At 46.5% G+C, this 17,535-nt stretch carries 19 protein-coding genes; 7 read left to right on the top strand and 12 right to left on the bottom strand.

The window, feature by feature from the left end; all coding sequences use genetic code 11:
* The first annotated feature begins 2 nt into the window (after positions 1-2).
* Together AC1S5B_RS21325 and AC1S5B_RS21320 are read left to right on the top strand one after the other, a co-directional pair.
* Positions 3-1,880 (top strand): bifunctional 3'-5' exonuclease/DNA polymerase, encoded by a 1,878-nt coding sequence (locus AC1S5B_RS21325; RefSeq protein ID WP_482037712.1) that lies wholly within the window; start codon positions 3-5, stop codon positions 1,878-1,880.
* A gap of 138 nt (positions 1,881-2,018) precedes the next feature.
* Positions 2,019-2,342 carry a hypothetical protein gene (locus AC1S5B_RS21320; RefSeq protein WP_482037711.1) on the top strand — a complete coding sequence of 108 codons (324 nt, stop codon included), beginning with the start codon at positions 2,019-2,021 and terminating at the stop codon, positions 2,340-2,342.
* A 55-nt stretch (positions 2,343-2,397) separates the two neighbouring features.
* Here AC1S5B_RS21320 and AC1S5B_RS21315 read toward each other — a convergent pair whose 3' ends face one another.
* The 6 genes from AC1S5B_RS21315 to AC1S5B_RS21290 form a co-directional block, all read right to left on the bottom strand.
* Positions 2,398-2,955: a hypothetical protein gene (locus tag AC1S5B_RS21315; protein ID WP_482037710.1), complete on the bottom strand. Its 558-nt coding sequence runs from the start codon at positions 2,953-2,955 to the stop codon at positions 2,398-2,400.
* Positions 2,952-3,443, bottom strand: coding sequence for a GNAT family N-acetyltransferase (locus AC1S5B_RS21310; protein WP_482037709.1), 492 nt, complete (start codon positions 3,441-3,443; stop codon positions 2,952-2,954). The genes AC1S5B_RS21315 and AC1S5B_RS21310 overlap by 4 nt, the downstream gene beginning before the upstream one ends.
* Positions 3,444-3,482: 39 nt before the next feature.
* Positions 3,483-4,493: a hypothetical protein gene (locus tag AC1S5B_RS21305; protein ID WP_482037708.1), complete on the bottom strand. Its 1,011-nt coding sequence runs from the start codon at positions 4,491-4,493 to the stop codon at positions 3,483-3,485.
* 18 nt (positions 4,494-4,511) lie between these two features.
* Positions 4,512-6,686 (bottom strand): cyclophane-forming radical SAM/SPASM peptide maturase YhhB, encoded by a 2,175-nt coding sequence (gene yhhB, locus AC1S5B_RS21300; RefSeq protein ID WP_482037707.1) that lies wholly within the window; start codon positions 6,684-6,686, stop codon positions 4,512-4,514.
* A 165-nt stretch (positions 6,687-6,851) separates the two neighbouring features.
* Positions 6,852-7,061 (bottom strand): YhhA family cyclophane-containing RiPP, encoded by a 210-nt coding sequence (yhhA, locus tag AC1S5B_RS21295; protein WP_482037706.1) that lies wholly within the window; start codon positions 7,059-7,061, stop codon positions 6,852-6,854.
* A gap of 251 nt (positions 7,062-7,312) precedes the next feature.
* Positions 7,313-8,899, bottom strand: coding sequence for an AAA family ATPase (locus AC1S5B_RS21290; protein ID WP_482037705.1), 1,587 nt, complete (start codon positions 8,897-8,899; stop codon positions 7,313-7,315).
* A gap of 132 nt (positions 8,900-9,031) precedes the next feature.
* On the opposite strand from AC1S5B_RS21290, the gene AC1S5B_RS21285 reads away from it, so the two are divergent.
* The 3 genes from AC1S5B_RS21285 to AC1S5B_RS21275 all read left to right on the top strand — a co-directional run bounded on the left by AC1S5B_RS21285 (position 9,032) and on the right by AC1S5B_RS21275 (position 10,601).
* The gene (locus tag AC1S5B_RS21285) at positions 9,032-9,244 is read left to right on the top strand and encodes a hypothetical protein (RefSeq protein ID WP_482037704.1); all 213 of its coding nucleotides are present in this window, start codon (positions 9,032-9,034) and stop codon (positions 9,242-9,244) included.
* A 76-nt stretch (positions 9,245-9,320) separates the two neighbouring features.
* Complete coding sequence (locus AC1S5B_RS21280) at positions 9,321-9,965, top strand: hypothetical protein (RefSeq protein ID WP_482037703.1); 645 nt, start codon at positions 9,321-9,323, stop codon at positions 9,963-9,965.
* 207 nt (positions 9,966-10,172) lie between these two features.
* Entirely contained in the window at positions 10,173-10,601 is a 429-nt protein-coding gene (locus AC1S5B_RS21275; protein WP_482037702.1) for a hypothetical protein, read from the top strand.
* 138 nt (positions 10,602-10,739) lie between these two features.
* Here AC1S5B_RS21275 and AC1S5B_RS21270 read toward each other — a convergent pair whose 3' ends face one another.
* The 6 genes from AC1S5B_RS21270 to AC1S5B_RS21245 form a co-directional block, all read right to left on the bottom strand.
* Positions 10,740-11,798 (bottom strand): PDDEXK nuclease domain-containing protein, encoded by a 1,059-nt coding sequence (locus AC1S5B_RS21270; protein WP_482037701.1) that lies wholly within the window; start codon positions 11,796-11,798, stop codon positions 10,740-10,742.
* Positions 11,799-11,965: 167 nt separating this feature from the next.
* On the bottom strand, positions 11,966-12,502 hold the full coding sequence (locus AC1S5B_RS21265) for a hypothetical protein (RefSeq protein ID WP_482037700.1): 537 nt from the start codon (positions 12,500-12,502) through the stop codon (positions 11,966-11,968).
* 32 nt (positions 12,503-12,534) lie between these two features.
* Positions 12,535-13,323 carry a DUF6753 family protein gene (locus AC1S5B_RS21260; RefSeq protein WP_482037699.1) on the bottom strand — a complete coding sequence of 263 codons (789 nt, stop codon included), beginning with the start codon at positions 13,321-13,323 and terminating at the stop codon, positions 12,535-12,537.
* Between the two features lie 14 nt (positions 13,324-13,337).
* Positions 13,338-14,165 carry a P-loop NTPase family protein gene (locus AC1S5B_RS21255; protein WP_482037698.1) on the bottom strand — a complete coding sequence of 276 codons (828 nt, stop codon included), beginning with the start codon at positions 14,163-14,165 and terminating at the stop codon, positions 13,338-13,340.
* 9 nt (positions 14,166-14,174) lie between these two features.
* Positions 14,175-14,561 (bottom strand): hypothetical protein, encoded by a 387-nt coding sequence (locus AC1S5B_RS21250; RefSeq protein ID WP_482037697.1) that lies wholly within the window; start codon positions 14,559-14,561, stop codon positions 14,175-14,177.
* Positions 14,558-15,688 (bottom strand): ParM/StbA family protein, encoded by a 1,131-nt coding sequence (locus AC1S5B_RS21245; protein ID WP_482037696.1) that lies wholly within the window; start codon positions 15,686-15,688, stop codon positions 14,558-14,560. Before AC1S5B_RS21245 ends, AC1S5B_RS21250 begins: the two co-directional genes overlap by 4 nt.
* Before the next feature lie 504 nt (positions 15,689-16,192).
* Between AC1S5B_RS21245 and AC1S5B_RS21240 the strand changes: the two genes are divergently transcribed.
* Both AC1S5B_RS21240 and AC1S5B_RS21235 read left to right on the top strand, forming a co-directional pair.
* The gene (locus AC1S5B_RS21240) at positions 16,193-16,579 is read left to right on the top strand and encodes a plasmid mobilization protein (protein ID WP_482037695.1); all 387 of its coding nucleotides are present in this window, start codon (positions 16,193-16,195) and stop codon (positions 16,577-16,579) included.
* On the top strand, positions 16,576-17,514 hold the full coding sequence (locus AC1S5B_RS21235) for a relaxase/mobilization nuclease domain-containing protein (protein WP_482037694.1): 939 nt from the start codon (positions 16,576-16,578) through the stop codon (positions 17,512-17,514). The genes AC1S5B_RS21240 and AC1S5B_RS21235 overlap by 4 nt, the downstream gene beginning before the upstream one ends.
* The last annotated feature ends 21 nt before the right edge of the window (positions 17,515-17,535 follow it).

The raw sequence follows: 17,535 nt of genomic DNA, 5'->3' as shown, positions 1-17,535 counted from the left end.
TCATGAGCGATACCGGAGATGGTTGGTGCTACCGCCCCTTCAAGCTAGTCCTCCATCCATTTCCGATTATGTCTGCCTCTCGAACTCACTCTCATTTGAAAGATGGAACCTATCAACTGATTACGTCGGGCAAAGAACTTGAATCGGCACTGTGTTGGCGTAGCCTCGCCGGAGGAGAATCGCTAGAACAGTTTTCAGCGATTGGATTGGACTGCGAAACGACAGGGTTAGATCCTCACATTCATACGATTCGGCTCATTCAGCTTGCAGTCCCCGATCAGCCAGTGATGCTCATTGATTTATCTCAGATTGTCTCTTGCGATCGCCACCCACTCCAACAGCTCCTCTCCAGTCCTATGCTTAAGATTACTCACAACGGCAAATTCGACTGGCAATTCCTTGCCCAGGCAGGACTCCAACCCGCGCCTCCCTTCTTCGATACACAACTTGCCTATCGAGTGCTGACAGCAGGACTGAAAACCAGTCTCTCGTTGCAGACGCTTGCTCAAAAGCTATTGAATATAGAGCTGGATAAAACCCAACAGGTCAGTGATTGGAGCAAACCCCTGACTTCAAAGCAGTTACAGTATGCGGCGTTGGATGCAGCAATTTTATTGGAACTGTACCCGATCCTGGTCAAGAAGCTGGAGCGATCGCACCTCCTCAAAATTGCCCAACTAGAGTTTCACTGTATGCCTGCGGTGGCTCAGATGGAGCTGAATGGGATGTTGCTGGATCTCTCCCGCTGGCAAACATTGGGGGCAAAGCTAGAGAGCGATCGGGATGTGGCACTTCATCAGCTCAGCCAACTCCGGATCGCTGGTAACGCTCAGATGTCCTTGCTGCCGGAGATGACGGATACGATTAACCCAAACTCTCCCCAACAGGTGCTTGCAGCACTTCAAGCGGCTGGAATTCCGGTGAACTCGACTAATCAAAAAGGGCTGGTGCCTTTGGCGAAACAATACCCCGTAATTCGAGCGTTGTTGGACTACCGCCACCTCTCCAAAATTACTGCTACTTTTGCCGACAGCCTGCCCAAGCATATCCATCCGGTGACAGGGAGGATTCACCCGACCTACTATCAGCTTGGAGCCAGGTCGGGTCGGTTCTCTTGTCGCAATCCACCTTTGCAAACCATTCCTCGCGATGCCGCAGCTCGAACCTGTTTTGTTGCTGCACCAGGTTGTCAGATCATACGGGCAGATTACTCCCAAATTGAACTGAGGATTGTTGCCCGCTTGAGTGGTGATGCCCGGATGCAACGAGCGTATCAAAGGGGTGAGGATCTGCACCGACTAACAGCAGCTTTGGTGACTGGGAAAGCGATCGACGCGGTGAGTGAGGAAGATCGTCGGCTTGCCAAAGCCATTAACTTCGGGCTGATCTATGGTATGGGTGCTGCCAAGCTTCAGAGCTATGCTGAGACCAAGTATGGAGTTACTCTGTCGTTGGAGGAGGCAAAGGCATTTCGGAAACGGTTCTTTGAAGTCTACACCGGAGTAGCAGAATGGCATGAGACGATCAAACGTAGTTACATCCGGGGAACAAAGCAGAGCCGTACCCTGGCAGGACGGCGACGCAGGTGGGCGGGTAAACCCAGGCTGGCGGAGTTGCTGAACCATCCAGTCCAGGGATTGAATGCTGACATCACGAAATTGGCGTTAGTGAAACTCAACAAAGTGCTGGCAGAGACAGGAGCAAAGCTGATTTGTACAATTCATGACGAAATCCTGCTGGAGTGTCTTGTTGCCGAAGCGAAGCACATCAGTTATCTCTTACATTGCTGCATGGTTGCAGCAGCTCGGAAGTTTTTGCATCCGATCCCAGTGGTCGTGGACATCAAAGTTTCAGCTAGTTGGGGTGGCGACGAGGCTTAGGGAATAGTTTTGCCTTTATGACGAGCCAAATTTTCCCTAAACAAAAGCAGTACGGGTGAATCTGGACTTAGGGAATGAAAACAAGCTAAAGATCTCTAAGTATTCCCTAAGCAGATTTTGTGAGATCAGGGGTGGGAGATGCCAAAGCGGAGCAAAGCAGCACGACTGATTCAGGAACTCCAGGATTGGAGCGATGAAGAATTAAGGGATCTGGCTGAAATGATTCAGGGGCTATTGGAGTCGCGGCGGGAGGCGGCGGTGAAGGAGAACCAGGAGACTCGTGAGGATGGTTCACCACTGGGCAGGCATGGGGGACGAGGACATATTGAGCTGAAGATGATTCCTGACTCTAAAACAGGAAAGACTTATGGACCTTACCGCTACCTGCGCTATTGGGGAGTTACGAAGAAGGGGACGATGGGGTTAAAGAGTGTGTATTTAGGGAAGAGCAGCGATGGATAAGATGTAATCTCTCTTCAATCTGTGTAGTCGTTAAAATTTTGTTGTCTGAAAGCTATTAGTCTACCCAGATTAACCAAGGAGCCAAGCAACTTTCATCTTTATACCTATTGATAAAGTCAAGTGCCTGATTTGCCAAATCCAATGAAGGTTGACAGTTTGAAGAACATGGAAGGTGACATATAAGTGACGTTCCAAGTAAGTAGTTTGAAGGGTTAATACGCTTGAACTCTCCTGAAAAGTTCCATTGAATTATCTGCTGCTCAGTATGATCAATATTTGATTCTCCAATTGACGCTATAAAGTCAGAGCAACATTCAGGATAGCCCAGCAATAATCCAAACAACTTCTCATGAGGCTCGTACTTTCGATCAATGTCAAGAATCTGCTCTGCAACTTCAGGATCTCTTGCAATACAAACAAAAGATTCAGAGTCTACCCGTAGGAATAAGCCATAACTGTTACACCAATCCTCTAGATGTAACTTGGCATAAGCGTGAAAAAGTTTTGTTCTGACGGCTGGTTTATTACAAGCTAGAAAATGAAGGAAATCTACCCTTGCTGAGATTGGCAGGAAACTGAGCGGCAGCGATCTCATTTGGTGAATAGGGTTCATTCTGCTGAGCGATTCCAAACCATTACAAGCTGAGAAATTTCACTGCTATTAACTGCTTGAAAGCCAGCAGCCTCAGCAGCTTTCTTTGAAGCAAGATTTGACTTCCGCATATGAGCAAATATCGTGTCATAGCTACTTTTCTCACAAGCAAGCCTGTATGCAATCCGACCAATCCGCCGGTTTTGAAACTTGGCGTTTATCTTGATTTGAATAGATGCATGTTTTCCAAAAGGTTCTTCATCAATCCAATTGATAAATACAAATCCGGCACGAGTATCGTTGGCATAGATGTGCCAGTAATGCCCTCCTTTATCGCCGCCTTTTCCTTTGCTTCCTTTTCCTTGAAGCAAATAAATTTCAGAGCTATCAGTAGGTTCAGGCTTAGTTGCAGGTGCTTTTCGTAAAACTGATTGCCTGCTAGCAACTGAAGAAGCTGATTTTTCCCTGGTAGTTTGCTTAGTTGTTGCTCTTTCGGTTTTTTCTACCATAGATTTCAAGCAGCTCTAATTAGTTACTAAAATTGTTGCTTACTTCAGATGATAGCGGATGCGCTCAATAGCTGGCTTCCAAAATTCGGCAGGAAAAAAGCCAGGAGACAAGGCAACCTCAATGTCACAAATTTTATCCATTAGTCCATTCTGATATAAAGTACTAAACATTACATCAATTAATGTAATTACTTCTTCGCGTGAAGGATCATGACGATTTTTATGTGTTTCCCAGTCAGAATCCCCATTGAAGCGGTTATTAAAGTAGTCCATATCTATATGTAACAAAACTGGAATATTAACTGGTAGATCCTTAATCCATTCATTTGGATCAGCAGTTACCCTATATGTACTCTTGCTATTTTTCGTTGAACCTAGATCCTGGCAAGCGTGTAGTTCAACAGCGAGACGTTTACTCTTTGGACTAAGAAACTGATCTGGTACTAAAGTTGGCATCAGAGAGTAGCACCCTTGTCGTACTACACTATAACCCGTTGCACAAAGGTGACGTACTTGAACTTTTTGTATGGAATGAAGTAGAGGAACAATAAAGCTACCAATTCCAATAGATCCACTCCTAATTGCATTACTAACAGACTCTGGTTCAAGTAGGTTTAAACTTTTACTAGTAATTGCATCTTTCCATCCAGATTCTTCATTCCATACTCTAGGACTCATGAGATCATCGTGATCATCAACATGAAGGACGACAATTTCAGATGGTAATTGATTTTTTTCAGCATAAACTGATGACAACCATTGGCTCCAAGCCAACAGTGTCCAGGAGTCATTAAGAGATAATTGAAAACCTTGGTCTTTCTTAACTGCAAAAGGAATTTCAGAAACACTTAATCCGCTTCGCCACCAAGCAAGCCCTTCTGCAAGATAAGGATCAATATAGTAATCAGAAAGCTCAGGAAAATGAAGATCTATAGACCAAACATCATCAATTAAAGTACTCGACACATATTGTCCAAGAAAATATTCGTGTAATAGCTGCGAACGTGCTGATCTGTCTTGTGGAAGAGCATCGAAAGGTAAGAAAATCATGATGTATTTCTGTAAGGATTAAACTTGCATTCCTACACTATCTTTCAATACCGATTCAAGTCTATCAACTAAACTAAATCCTACTTTTGTTAAGGACGTATTCCGAAGTGTTGTAAATCCTTCCAATAGCCGAGATTTAATAATTTCTACCTGTCTATCTGCCTTGCCTTGATTTACCCTATCGTGTTTGGCTAAATATAGCCAGAACTCTAAAAGGTGCGTAAAAACAAAGACAGCATGAAGCAAACCGCTTGGAGGGCGTAAATCTTCGCGCCATGGAGAAGACACTAAAGGAGTGTCACAAATAACCAAAGGAGTTAAGCGCTGTAAAAGATAGAGCTTTTGGTGACGATGTTCATGGATAAGTGAATCTGCTAAGTTATATGCATCAACAAAATGATTGCCTTGCTTAATAGAAACGTATAAAGCGCCTGGTACTGAGTTGTCGCTAAATGAAACTATTTTTTCTGGATGAGCAGTAAGATCTCGAATAAACTGAATTTCTGGACTAATCAATCTCATTTCATTAACTAAATTTGGTCGCCAAGATTCAATCAGATCTAAGCTTGCTTTGAGAATTTCTCGACCTTTATCTGCTGTCTGTTCATCTTCAAATAGTATCTTTTTACCAAATGGGGCACGTAAGCATTCATCATTACGATGAATTAGATACCTCTGGTAATTCTCACAGTTTAGAGTTCTCAACAACTCTATAATTTTGCCAGGGTAGTGGGTGTTTGCAACAATTAATTCGCCGTCAATCGCATAAACTCTTATCCCTAAAATTTTTCTTTTGACTACAGAAGTCCACATTGCAATCGATGGATAAATAGCAATGTAAGAGCCACTTTTAACGCTAAATCGGATTCTTTCAATTGCTTCTAGCTGTTCAGCATCTTCTTCAAGAGACCATTCTAAAGCAGCCAGAAAATCTTTATTAGCCTCATCTAACCAAGTCTTCAAAAGAAATTCAATAATAGGTTCTGACGTTTCAGATTTCTCAAAAGCTGCTATATCAAAATTAATCTCTTTTACTAGATTAGAAGCTATGCTTAGGTTGACTAATTCAAGATCCAGCTGATTCTGTAATTGATTCCTGGCGTGATTGATTAGCGCCAACATTTCATGGCAATAAACTGTTGGGTGAGTGAACCCATCTTGTGCGTAGCGGTGTGGAATAGAACCACCTCCACAGACATCAACAACTGAGCAAGTTTGGCACTGTGGAGATAGCCCTTCGTGAGTTAGTAGTTTTCTATGGTTTTGAATTTGACTAGATGAAGCAATAATATTTCTAATACTAGATTCTTCTAATGTTGTACCAAGAGAAGTAATTCCGCCGGATGTAATTTTAAGGACATCAAGATCATGGTATGACCCATCTGTCTCTATCGTCAAAAGACTAATATCCCCGAAACCGAATGAATCAGTGTTGCTAGGTAAACCAGCTAAGCTACTTAAGATCGCATCAAATGTTCTTACTGGAATATATGAATATTGATTAAACCAAATATCAAAGGCTTCTATCAACCATGAGGAATATAAATTAGGATTCTCAGTACGTCCTGGAGGTAAACAGTGATGATTTGCATCAGGCAATAAAAAATCAATCTGTGGAGGTTGATAAGCCTTAAAAAAATCAAATAAATATTTTGGATGTATCGAGGGATCAATGACAGCAATTAAACCACTATATATTGATGGACAATCCTTTAGCATTTGTAGAGACTTCTCGACTGCATCGAAGGAAGAGTTACCTTTGTGGTCAAGTCGATGAAGATCATGCGCCTCTCTATGTCCATCAATACTTAGTGATACGCCTATCCTCATCTGCTCTAGCTGAGCAAGTATAGGTTGAGTTAAAAGTACACCATTTGTTTGAAGTGAGAATCCAACTTTGCACCAAGACGGTAACGTTTCCTGAATCCATTTCGCTGTTTCAATAATTGTTGCCACACCTGCAAGAAGTGGTTCTCCTCCATGGAATACAACTACGACTTCCTTTAGCTGTTTAGTTTCAACGTACTCACCTATACGAAATGCTAATAGTTGACGGTGATTTTGTGACATCACAATTGGCTGCTTCTGCCAACTTTGATCAGCATGGCGATACATATAGCAGTAATCGCAGGCTAAGTTGCAACGAGAAGCAATTTTGATAAGGAAGCAAGTAATTTGAGGCTCGATTTGCATAAAAAGAACCTGGAAATAATTGAGTCTCCAGCTAAGCTCAACGAAAGGAATCAACTAAATAATCTTTAGTTAAGAATAAGCTGGAGACTACTTAATACAAGCTTTTGGTTAAGGAGAAATGTTGAAGAGAAAACTTTAAATCACTGATTAGAAAAGCCTAATAACTTACGAACGATTATGGCGGTGGTGCATACGATCATAACTAGTAATGCAAGCCTCTACCCCAGATTCTGGAGAAGAAGCTAATTTTGCCTGAAGTCGATTTAAGGCAGGGTGATTGAGGTTGTTGTTTGTTAGTAAATGAGCTAAGTTCTCTTTCGTAGATTCTACCTGCCCAGCACTTACATCTTGGTTGGGAGAAGCGTTCTGAAGCATGTTAATGCCTTCTCTAGAATTATGGTGAGTTTATGCTAACATAATCCCTAACTTCCAGAATAGAATCCTTGCCCAGCAAACGTTTCTAGGCTTAATATTTCTTTTCAAAAATAGATGGCGCATCAAATGATTACAGTGCAAGGTTTGTAGCGCTTGTCTATTTTTTCTATTTATATTTATTCTATAAGATAAAAATATAAGTAAGTTTACCCGCGTCCCTAGACTGAAAACTGTTGAGTAATGCTCTTTACTTACTCAAATAACTCTCGATAGGAGTAGGCATACCTCGATCGATCGCCCCCACTTGCAGGTCTCGCATACGTCGCCTGATTCCGAATTGCCTGCATCTGCTCAGATTCTCGTTCCATGGCTGGGGTAAACTGCTGCCGCTGTGCCAACAAAGCCTCCAGTTCAATTTGCCCTGGTCTACCTTGGTAAAACGCTTCCTCAGCACAACGCCGCACCGCATTCCCAATCTCAGCCGGTGTACAAATGCGGTACTCCGTCAAAAGCCTACGCCATTGGTCTTCTGCCCAGGGCGATTGATCATTCCCTCGAAATGCTGGAAAGTACTTTGCCAGATGTAGATTGAACACCTCATACCTGGCTCCCTCATGGGGCAGATCGATAAAGAAAATGTCATCAAACCGACGTACCAGTTCGGGTGGCAGCATTCCCAAACGATTGACGGTCGCGATCGTGTAGATCGGCTCCTGGTGTTCCTGCATCCAGGTCAGTAGAGTTGCCGACAGACGACGGGCGATTCCGCCATCAACGTTAGAGTCCCAACCTGCAAAACCCTTGTCAAAGTCATCCCAGTAAAGGACGCAGGGAGCCAGAGACGTGACCACCGCAATGAATTCCTTCAAAGCGCGATCGGGGTTTGGGCTACTCAAGAGAATGCCCCAATTTGCCGCCAGCAAAGGCAACCCCATCTTCTTAGCTGCCAGTTTGGCAGAGAGACTTTTGCCTGTGCCGGGTGGTCCCCACAGCACCATACCAGTGGGTAAGCTCAGCCCATATTGTTGAGCTTCGGGTCGAAGCAGAGAAGCGATCGCTTCCAACCGCCGCTCTAACAAATCCAATCCTGCAGCCGTAGGCACATCCGGCTCTGCTATGTACTCCAATCCCCGTCCGCGCAGCTTGTTAATTTTATGATCCAGAATCAATTGAATCAGTTGCTCCGAAGAATCCGCAAACGTCAGCAGTCTGCTCAGCACCATTTCAATCTCACCCACTGGCAACCCCTGACAGGCAGTGATCATCAGTTTCTGGTTTGCTGAATCATCCTTGCCAATCCAGGGATGCTGGCTACAGAACTGAGTCACGATCGCTTCTACCTGATGGCGATCGGGCATTGCATGAGACAGCACTGGAATAAAGGGTTGCAGTTCCAAAGGCAGTTGAACGTAGGTTTCCAGCAAGACCCAATAATGGGGCAACGGGTTCCACAGCGCTTGGTGGTAAGCATTTAAGAGTTGGTAGCAACGTTGCTGGCTGATCTCCGCCACAGTGCCATTCAAAACCCCTTCCAGAAGATAAATGCCTGATTTCGGGTGATCTAGCAAGGATTGGAGGATATCTTGCTCTATCATTTGCGTTGTGGGTTGCAGAATGAGGCTCCCGTGAGGTGCTACCAACTGCTGAAGCGCTGAGTAACCAGGGTTCCAGACATAAACCGGGAGCGGTTGCTTCGCAGTTCCCCGAAGGGGTAATCGCGCCTCACCCCAATGATAAAACTGGCTCAACACCGCCATCCGATCCGGAGTCTGATATTCCAGCGCCACGATCGGAGCGTTCTGCTCGATCAGTTTTATCCAATCCTGTAACTGTCGCATGATCTAAAACTGTAAGGGTTTCCACTGGTTGTAACGAAACAAAAACACTCCTTACCTCAGTCAAATGGACACTTTTGCCCAACACTGTTATGGAGTGCTATTAAAAACATTGTGGTGTTTGGAGATTGCTAAATGGAGCGCACTAAAATCCTTGAAGTTCCTACCCCTAAGTTTGACCTCTATGAACTGGTAACTCTCTATTGGAATAACCGAGAACAGCCCACCCGAATTGTCCAACGATGGCTCAACATCGATGAATCCGACCAGGGAGGCTGGTGGTACAAGGTTGCAGAAGATGAGCAGCAGCTCTATCCAGAATCGGTACTCGCACCCCGTGATGATTGAATAATGGTCTTCAAATGGAGGGAAATGCCGCTAATGCGGCGAGGGAGTGAAATCCTCAAATTTGGGAGTTTATGAAATGGCGACGACTACAAAACTTCGCACCCCCAACGGCACTCGCAACGGTGCCACCTCCAAAACGGCTAAACCTAACGGTACAGTCTCAGCCACCAAAGCCAAAGCACCAACGGTTGATGGACCGCCGGAAACTAACGCATCAGCACTGCTCAAAGAATTGCGGAACTTGGTATTCAAGGAGTACGGCGTGAAGCTGCAACTCCGGGATGCTCGTGTCTCTACCAAAATTGGGCATGCGACTCGCGAAAAGCTTGGGCTTGACATTGCCGCTCAGGTGAAGAAGAAGGGTGGTAACAAAAAGTTCGACTGGCAGCGATGGAATACGAAGGTGTTCCCGCGACTGTTCGGACAACCCGATGCGCTGAAGTATGCGCCAGAAGTGGTGGCGATCCTTATGAGCCTGCTGTATGACACCATTCGTACTGATCCAGAGCAAGCTGTTGCAGACCTGGTGGAATTTAACCGGGCATCGCTGGAGCGCCGCAACTCTTTCCAAGCGGAGCAGGATGATGACTTGGATGATGAACTGGATGACGATCTCGATGATGACTTGAGTGATGAACTGGACGATGAAGCCAGTGATGAACTGGACGATGACTTGGATGACGAGTTAGATGAGGATCTAGACGAAGAAGAGGACGAATAACACGTTCAGCTTCGTTCACTGCCTGATTGCTTGCCCTGCATTAGTTTGACTGATGCAGGGTTCTTTTTTCCCGCCCACCTCCCTCGCACGCTGAAGCTAAAGGCAGTAACAACTGCGGAAGGAATGAAAGCTCGGACTACACGAAGCAGGCATCTGTCGATGCGATCGCTGTGAGAAATCCAACTCATTCATAAAGGAGCAATTCTCATGGTTACTGCAACACGCAAAGCTGCAAAAAACACTGCACGCAAGGCACCGAAGCATACTCCCGCGTTGCAACGGGTAATTCCCTATCAGGAGAAAGTTCGACTGATGGTGATTGAAGTGCTACGGGAAGAATCTGGACGGGAACTGGCAGCATCGGCTCGATTCAACGGACAAGAGTTCGATTGGGAACAACACAATGCTCAGTTTCGACACGACTATGCCGAAACCTCACTCCGGGATCTGCTGACCTACGCTCGCAAGCTCTACGGATTGCAAAATCTGGATGAAGTGCGCGATCGCCGTGCTGCTCACAAAGCAACCCGCACGGGACGCTTGAATGCGCTTAACGGCTTGAGTACAACGGATGACCTGGATACGGATGAAGAGTTTGAAGTCGATCTGGAAGAGGACATCAACCTGGATGACTAGCGCTTGAGACGCGACTGTGGCTGACGCCCAAACCCCGGCGATGAGTCGGGGTTTTTCATTACCGCCCGCCCACCCGCTTAGAATGGGGTTTAACCATTGTCCAAGCGATCTTGGACAATTAATTTATTCCTAAAATTTTTATTCGCTCAGATCGGTAGGGTCTGCGATTGCCTCTGCTACCAGAGCATTTAGCTCCATCTCTAGCTGCTCAATACTGGGCAAACTTCTCTGTAATGGTTCTGGTAACGTGTCCTTCAGTCGGTAGGTTGCCACTCCCACCGGATGTTGGATGTACCGCAATGCATATTCCACCGTTGCCTTATTTTTAGACTTGCACAAGACAATCCCAATCGTTGGATTATCCATCTCACTCCGCAGCAAATCATCCACAGCGGCAATGTAGAAGCTCATCTTGCCTGAAAATTCAGGTTCAAACTCAACCATCTTCAGGTCAATCACCACATAGCAATGTAGTTTGACGTGGTAGAAGAGCAGGTCGAGTTTATATTCCTTGCCGCCGACCTCAAGCGAATATTGGCTACCCAGGAAGGAAAAGCCTACACCCAGTTCCATCAAAAAATCTCGAATCCGATCCACCAGTGCCCGTTCAAAATCCCGCTCTTGGGCGGCTTCTGCCAGTTCCAAAAACTCAAAATTGTAGGGACTTTTCAGGATCTGGCGGGCTAAGTCTGACTGGCTTTGAGGTAGCGTATGGTCAAAATTATTAACGGCATTCCCCACTCGCTGATGCAAACCGCTTTCAATCTGATGCACCAGGGCACTGCGGCTCCAGCCATGTTCGATCGTCTTTTGGGCGTACCACAGTCGTTCTTCATTGCCTTTGAGCTTATCCAGCAGCGCAATGTTGTGATACCAGGTAATTTGACCCATGACCGCCTGAATCACTGTTTCATCAGGAAAGGCTTGGGCAAAGGCTCTCATATAGAGCAGATTAGAGCGGGAGAACCCCTTAATCTCTGGAAAAGCGTGTTTTAGGTCTTTGGATAGGCGTTCAATGACTTTGGCTCCCCACCCTTCCTGCTGCTGCTTGGCAAGAATAGCACACCCAATCCTCCAGTACAGAGTCACGAGTTCCCGGTTGACTGCGGTCGCTGCCCGCAGTTGAGCACTCTGAATCCATTCTTTAAGGTCATCCAGAAAGCGATCATAGCTATCTGACGACAGGTTGCTTGCCATTCCTTTCACAAACCAGTACAGGGAGTCTAATCCAGACCTTACTATACCGTGCGATTGGGTGAATTGCTTGTCTAGAGCAAGGGGTGAACAATGATAGGGGAGCATTCAGCTCTTAATTGTCCAAGCGCTCTTGGACGATTGGCAAAACCCATCCATCGTATCGGATGTTAACTAGTAGGGGCAGGTTCACAGCCAACGCCGCCGAAGGTTGGAGCACTTGAATTTGAAAGCTTTCCAGTGACCAATTCATGAACTTGCTGATTTGAAAGTTGAGTAGGTTTTACCTCGATCGTGGTTTTTCCACCCCGGTTAACCTGGATAATCGTGTCTGCCCAGTAAAATTGTTCTTGTGAAGGTTGCGAGTATGCTGGGTAGCAGCCTTTTGAGGCGATCGCGACTTTATGTTGTACAGCGGACACGGATGGCAGAGCAACTCCAGATCGAACCAGCTTCGCTTCTCCGACTGGACCCCAAAGCTGAAGTTGAGTCGTGATGCAGCGTTTTCCATCTTTCAGAGGAGCAATAATGTTACCGCATACCTGGACATCCACATTATAGAGCGGCGGATATTCTGGAATGGAAGAATTTTGCGCTTGAGTGGCTTCAGTTCCGCCTCCTGTTGCTGTGCGAGGAGCGCAACCAACGGCAAGCAACCCCGCCAAAGTCACAACTGTCCAGTATTGAGTAGTTTTACAAGTCCACATTGGTAAATTCCCCTCGAACTTTGAATAAACGCTTAGTTTCCTTGAACGGGTGCAAATTCGCGTTGATTAGGAGGCTGAACCCATAACGTGCAGAATCCAGCAGTGGCTTTTCGATTAGGCAGCATCTCCAGAGTGACACCCAAGCGCTTAACCTCATTGGCGCAAACAAGCTGACCATTGCGATCGCGGCTCAACAAGTCCTGATTCCAGTTCATCAGCTTTCGAGAAAATTGACCCTCAGCACTGGTTGCCCAGTCTAAAGCTTTGGCTTGCTCTAATGTCAATTGTCGGGGTCCGGTGGGATCAAGAGGGCGACTGGCTTGATACCCGGAAAGTCCGGCAATGCCTAAGAATCCTCCCAATCCGGCTGTAGCCAGGAGCAATAGCCCGGCTGCAATCAATGAGGGAACCGAGTGAATAGCCCGCTCAAACTCTGTGCGACGAATCAGGGCAGAGACAGTTTGGGCAATCGCCTTTTGGTGTCCCTTGATCGCTACCTTCTCATAAGTCTGGAGCCGATCATATAACTGCGTCTGCCACTGATCAAACATAGTCTCCATCTCTTGGGGACTGTCTTCTAGCAACACTTCTAGCCTGCCAGTCGCAACCAACATCAAGAAGGCTGGATCATCCGGGTCAATTCCCGTTTGTACGACAATTTCCCATACTCTGGCTTTGAAAGCATCATCTTTACCGCGAATTGCCAGATCGAGCAGGGTCGGGTAAGGAATCCGATTTAGACCTTTGCCTCTGGCAGCCATCGATTCCAGAAATTGATCATCCAGATCCAGAGGTTCTTCTATTTGGCGGGGATTGGTCATAAGCCTTACCTCCCTTAGCTTGAACGTTTGCTGTTGCGGGATTTGGAGCCGCTTGCTGCTGGTTCAGCCGTTTGAATGTCAGCTTTTCCAGCTTCCAATGATGGTTCATCAGTCGCCGTTGGCTTTGAAGGACTGACTTCTGATGGCGAGAGTTTCCAGATGTTTGCCTGGTCGATCGCTTGATAAGCACTCTTCAGAAACGTATGGAGCCGCTGCTTCCCCAAAACGCCCAGTTCACCGCTCTCCCTACCTACTGAAAAAGCAAGCCGCTTGGCATCCAGATGATCACGCTCGCGATAACTGAACTTGGGAAAATCGAGCACGGGGACTTTTTGCTTTGCCAGAAGTTGTTGTAGTTCCTCTCTACAGTCCAGGTGAGACCAATCATCACAGAGTCCCCAGTTGCGGACAAAAACATGCTGCACTTTGCCATCAAACTGCTTTAAAGATTGGATGAAAAGCTGCACACTGTCATAGCCGCCGGTGCAGATAAACCACTTGCAGATACTGACTCCATGCTGCGTCCCCATCTCCAGCACCCCATTGCGCTCAATCCAATCGGTAACGGCTGGAAAGACCTGAGCTGGGAGATTAACAATCACCGGAGTTTTGATTGCCAGATCAAAAATGCGATCAGCATCGTAGGCTTTGCGTTCGGCTTCGCTAAAGATCGCTCGCTCACACCCTTCAGGGTAGACTTCACCCACATCAGGATTACTACGATCGGCTTCTACCAACACATGGGGAAGCTGGCGATCGATGCAATATTGCACCATCACCCGAGCAAACAAAGACTTACCGACACCGCCCTTTTCACCATCAATGAAATGAATGATTGCCATTGCGCTCTCCTATTGCCACATTGTTCGGGTTGCTCGATCAGCAGGCTTGTTACTGCCATTTTGGCGATCGCCATTGGTATATTCGATTGTTGAGGATTCAGCAGATGGAATCGGCAGTTGCAAACATTCCCGGATATAGTCTGCCTGACGTTCCAAAGCGCGACAGCAGCTCAATCCCAGTTGGCGTAGTTCTTCTTGGCTCAACAGACCTTCTGCCTGACGAGCGGCTACCATCCAAAAAGCTCTGGCGGACTCTAACATCAACTCTTTGCCCTGCCTCACGCCATCACCTTTCTTCAAAAATGCTGTCAGTACACCGTCTGGAGTGTCGGTGTATGGCGAATAGCGAAAGCTGAAATCTTCGCGTTTGCGGGAGGTCTGAGTAATTTCGTTCATGCGACCTCCGCCAACTGCTCAACAAAGTCGCAGTACATGCCAAAAACGTCAATCAGACGAAAGGATAGTGCCTCAGCATCTGGACGGTTCGAGCGATAATCCAGTCCTACCAGGTCTTGTAATCGTCGCTGAAGGTCAGTACCCCAATAAGTCGAGGTTCGATTGAAATAGTTCTCCAATTCATCATGGAGATAAAGAGCAGCTCCACCAGAAATAATCACCTCTGTGACATTCGGCAGTATGGTATCAAGCCAATCTTGCAAGCGTGACCAGTACTCCTCTCTGGCAGTCAAAATAGCAGTGACAATTTGTTCGCGTTCTAGTTTTTGCTCTGTAGGCGATCGCGTCTTTACCAGATGTTGAAGTTGTGGATTATCAGGGGCGATCTGATTGCCAATACTATAGATTGCGCTAGTTAACGAATCAGCACTTTGACCAGAGGTACGGTTTAATACCTTATCTACCAGTTGATGAAAGCCTAAATCAGTGGTGTTACCGATCGCCAGCTTGCCCCGTTCAAACAGCAATAGGCTGGTATTCCGATGCCCAAACATCAGCACAGCAAGCGTCTGTTGCTGGAACCACTCTGCCCCGTTCTGCATGACTCGTGCCATTGCCAAGCCACCTCCCTCAGGGCGACACTCAAAGGCTTCTAGCTTGACCTGGAGGCGTTCACCGCGAAAGCTGTAATTTTTGAGCTGTTGTTTCAGTAGTTGCTGAAAGCGTTGAGCATTCTGGTATTCGCCGTAGGGTAACAGAGCAGAAATGGCAATAGAGAACTTACGAGGTAGATCCATGTGCTGGACGATTGCTCCTACGGTTGCCAGCACTTTATATAACGCCCGTTCGTATTTCACCTCATTCATCCGCACGGCTGCCAAAAACTGACGCGCTAAATAACCAACTACCTGACACTGCTGACTATCACTACATTGCAGCCAAACATCATCTTCAGGTCGGGTGATACCAAGACTTCCTCTGGTTCTCAAGTGGGCATCAATTGAACTCAAGCTGAGTTCAATCACTTCAGGCTCCATGAGCAGCAGTCGAGGTCTGCCATCCGCTAAGTTATAGATCACTTTACTGAGTGAGGAGCCTGGATCGAAAGTCAACGTGAGGTCAGACATCACGGGTTGATCAGTAAGGTTAACGTTCCCTCAACTTAGCGAGCACTGATTGAATACTCATCATCCATGTGGATAAAAAAGAGAACCCCGGATTTCCTCTCCCGCAGGGGTTCACAATTTGCCACAGTTTCCCTCAATGGTTCGTCTCCATCCTCATTTGACCACCCGATCAAGGCGCTGAATTCCTAACAAGCTGGACTTGTTGACACTCAATAACCTCAAATATCCACAGCTTTATCGCAGCATTCCACCCATGAACCACATTCTTACAGCAGACTACAGTACCCGTTCAAAACCCAGGATGCAGAGCAAGCCATGTTGCAATGTATATTCATCTACTGGAATAAAAATAATGGTGTTATTGCAACACCCGTGAGTTTTGTTTGTTGTAAAAGGCTATTGCCCGATGCAGAAATCAAAAAGATAGCCGACTGGTAGATCACAAGTCAACGAAAGAACAGCAAAGCTAGAGAAGAATCTTCACCGTCTTCCTGATTGGCTGGAATGTCCTCGCAGAAACGTCCCATCAAGTTCCATATCTCCCTCAACGCTGAGGAGAAAGAGCAGGTGCGCTGTATGGCGACAGAGCACAACCTGACGATGGCAGAATTGTTTCGTGCCAAGACATTAAAAAATCAGCTCCCCCGGCGCGTAACTCGAATTGCGGGTCTGACCTACTGGGAACTCACCAAAATCAGTGACAGCCTGAACCAAATTGCTAAGGCGATACTTGCTAACGCAAAAGCTAGCGCCAATACCACTGCGCCACTTCAAGCAACTCCGATCGTGGTCGATCAGGAGTTGTTGAATCAAACCAGAGGTCTCTTGAGCCAAATACGGCGAGAACTGACTGACCTGGAATTCATGACAGAGATTGAAGAGGAATCGTGATCGGCAAACAAATCAAAGGTCGGAGCTTCAGCAAATTGCTCAATTATTTGTTTGGCAAAGATGGAGCCAGCCTAATTGGCAGCAATATGGAGGAAACAACCCCGCGTGGGTTAGCAGCGGAGTTCCGATTTTGCCGACAGTTAAACCCCAGGGTGAGTCGATCGGTCTACCATGCCTCCCTGAGTTTGCCCTATACCGAGCATCTGGAGAATGACACCTGGCACGATATTGCCCAGAAATATCTCCAGGCAATGGGCTTTGACATGAACCAGTATGTAGTTGTGCGGCATAGCGATCGCGACCATGATCATGCTCACATTGTCGCCAGTCGAATTCGGTTGGACGGAACAACCGTTTCCGATAGCTGGGATTATCGCCGGAGTGAAGCCGCTATTCGCCAGTTGGAACAGGACTATGGGTTGCGATCGCTCCACTCCAGCCAGGAACAAGACAGCCGTAGCCCCACTACTGGAGAACAGCGATTACTGGCTCGAACTGGTGAGGAAAGTATTCGAGTGCAGCTTCAGCGATCGCTTGATCAAGCCACTCAATCTCCTATCACTATGCCTCAGCTCATTGGGCAGCTCCAGCAAAACGGCATCAGTGTTCGGATTCGCGATCGCCAGCATGGTGAGATAACAGGCATCAGCTACGAATTAAATGGTATTGCCTTTGGCGGAACTCATCTGGGCAAAGCCTATACCTTCCAAGGCTTACAGAGATACCGGAGAGTGAACTATGACTCACATCGAGATGCAGAATTAATCAAGAAGCTGGTAGAACAACCTGTTAATTCATCAACTACCAGTGAAATCGATGCAGACTCGTTAGTGCAGGTATCGAATATCAAAGAGAACCAACGAGATGATAATGCAGCGAAACATCGACAAAAATCAAAATTACCAAAACACCGACAACGAGAGTTAGAACTTTGATAGTCAGGGCAGCTAACGCCA

The sequence above is a fragment of the Leptolyngbya sp. CALU 1928 genome (assembly GCF_056784215.1).
This window is presented reverse-complemented; position numbering and strand designations above follow the sequence as displayed.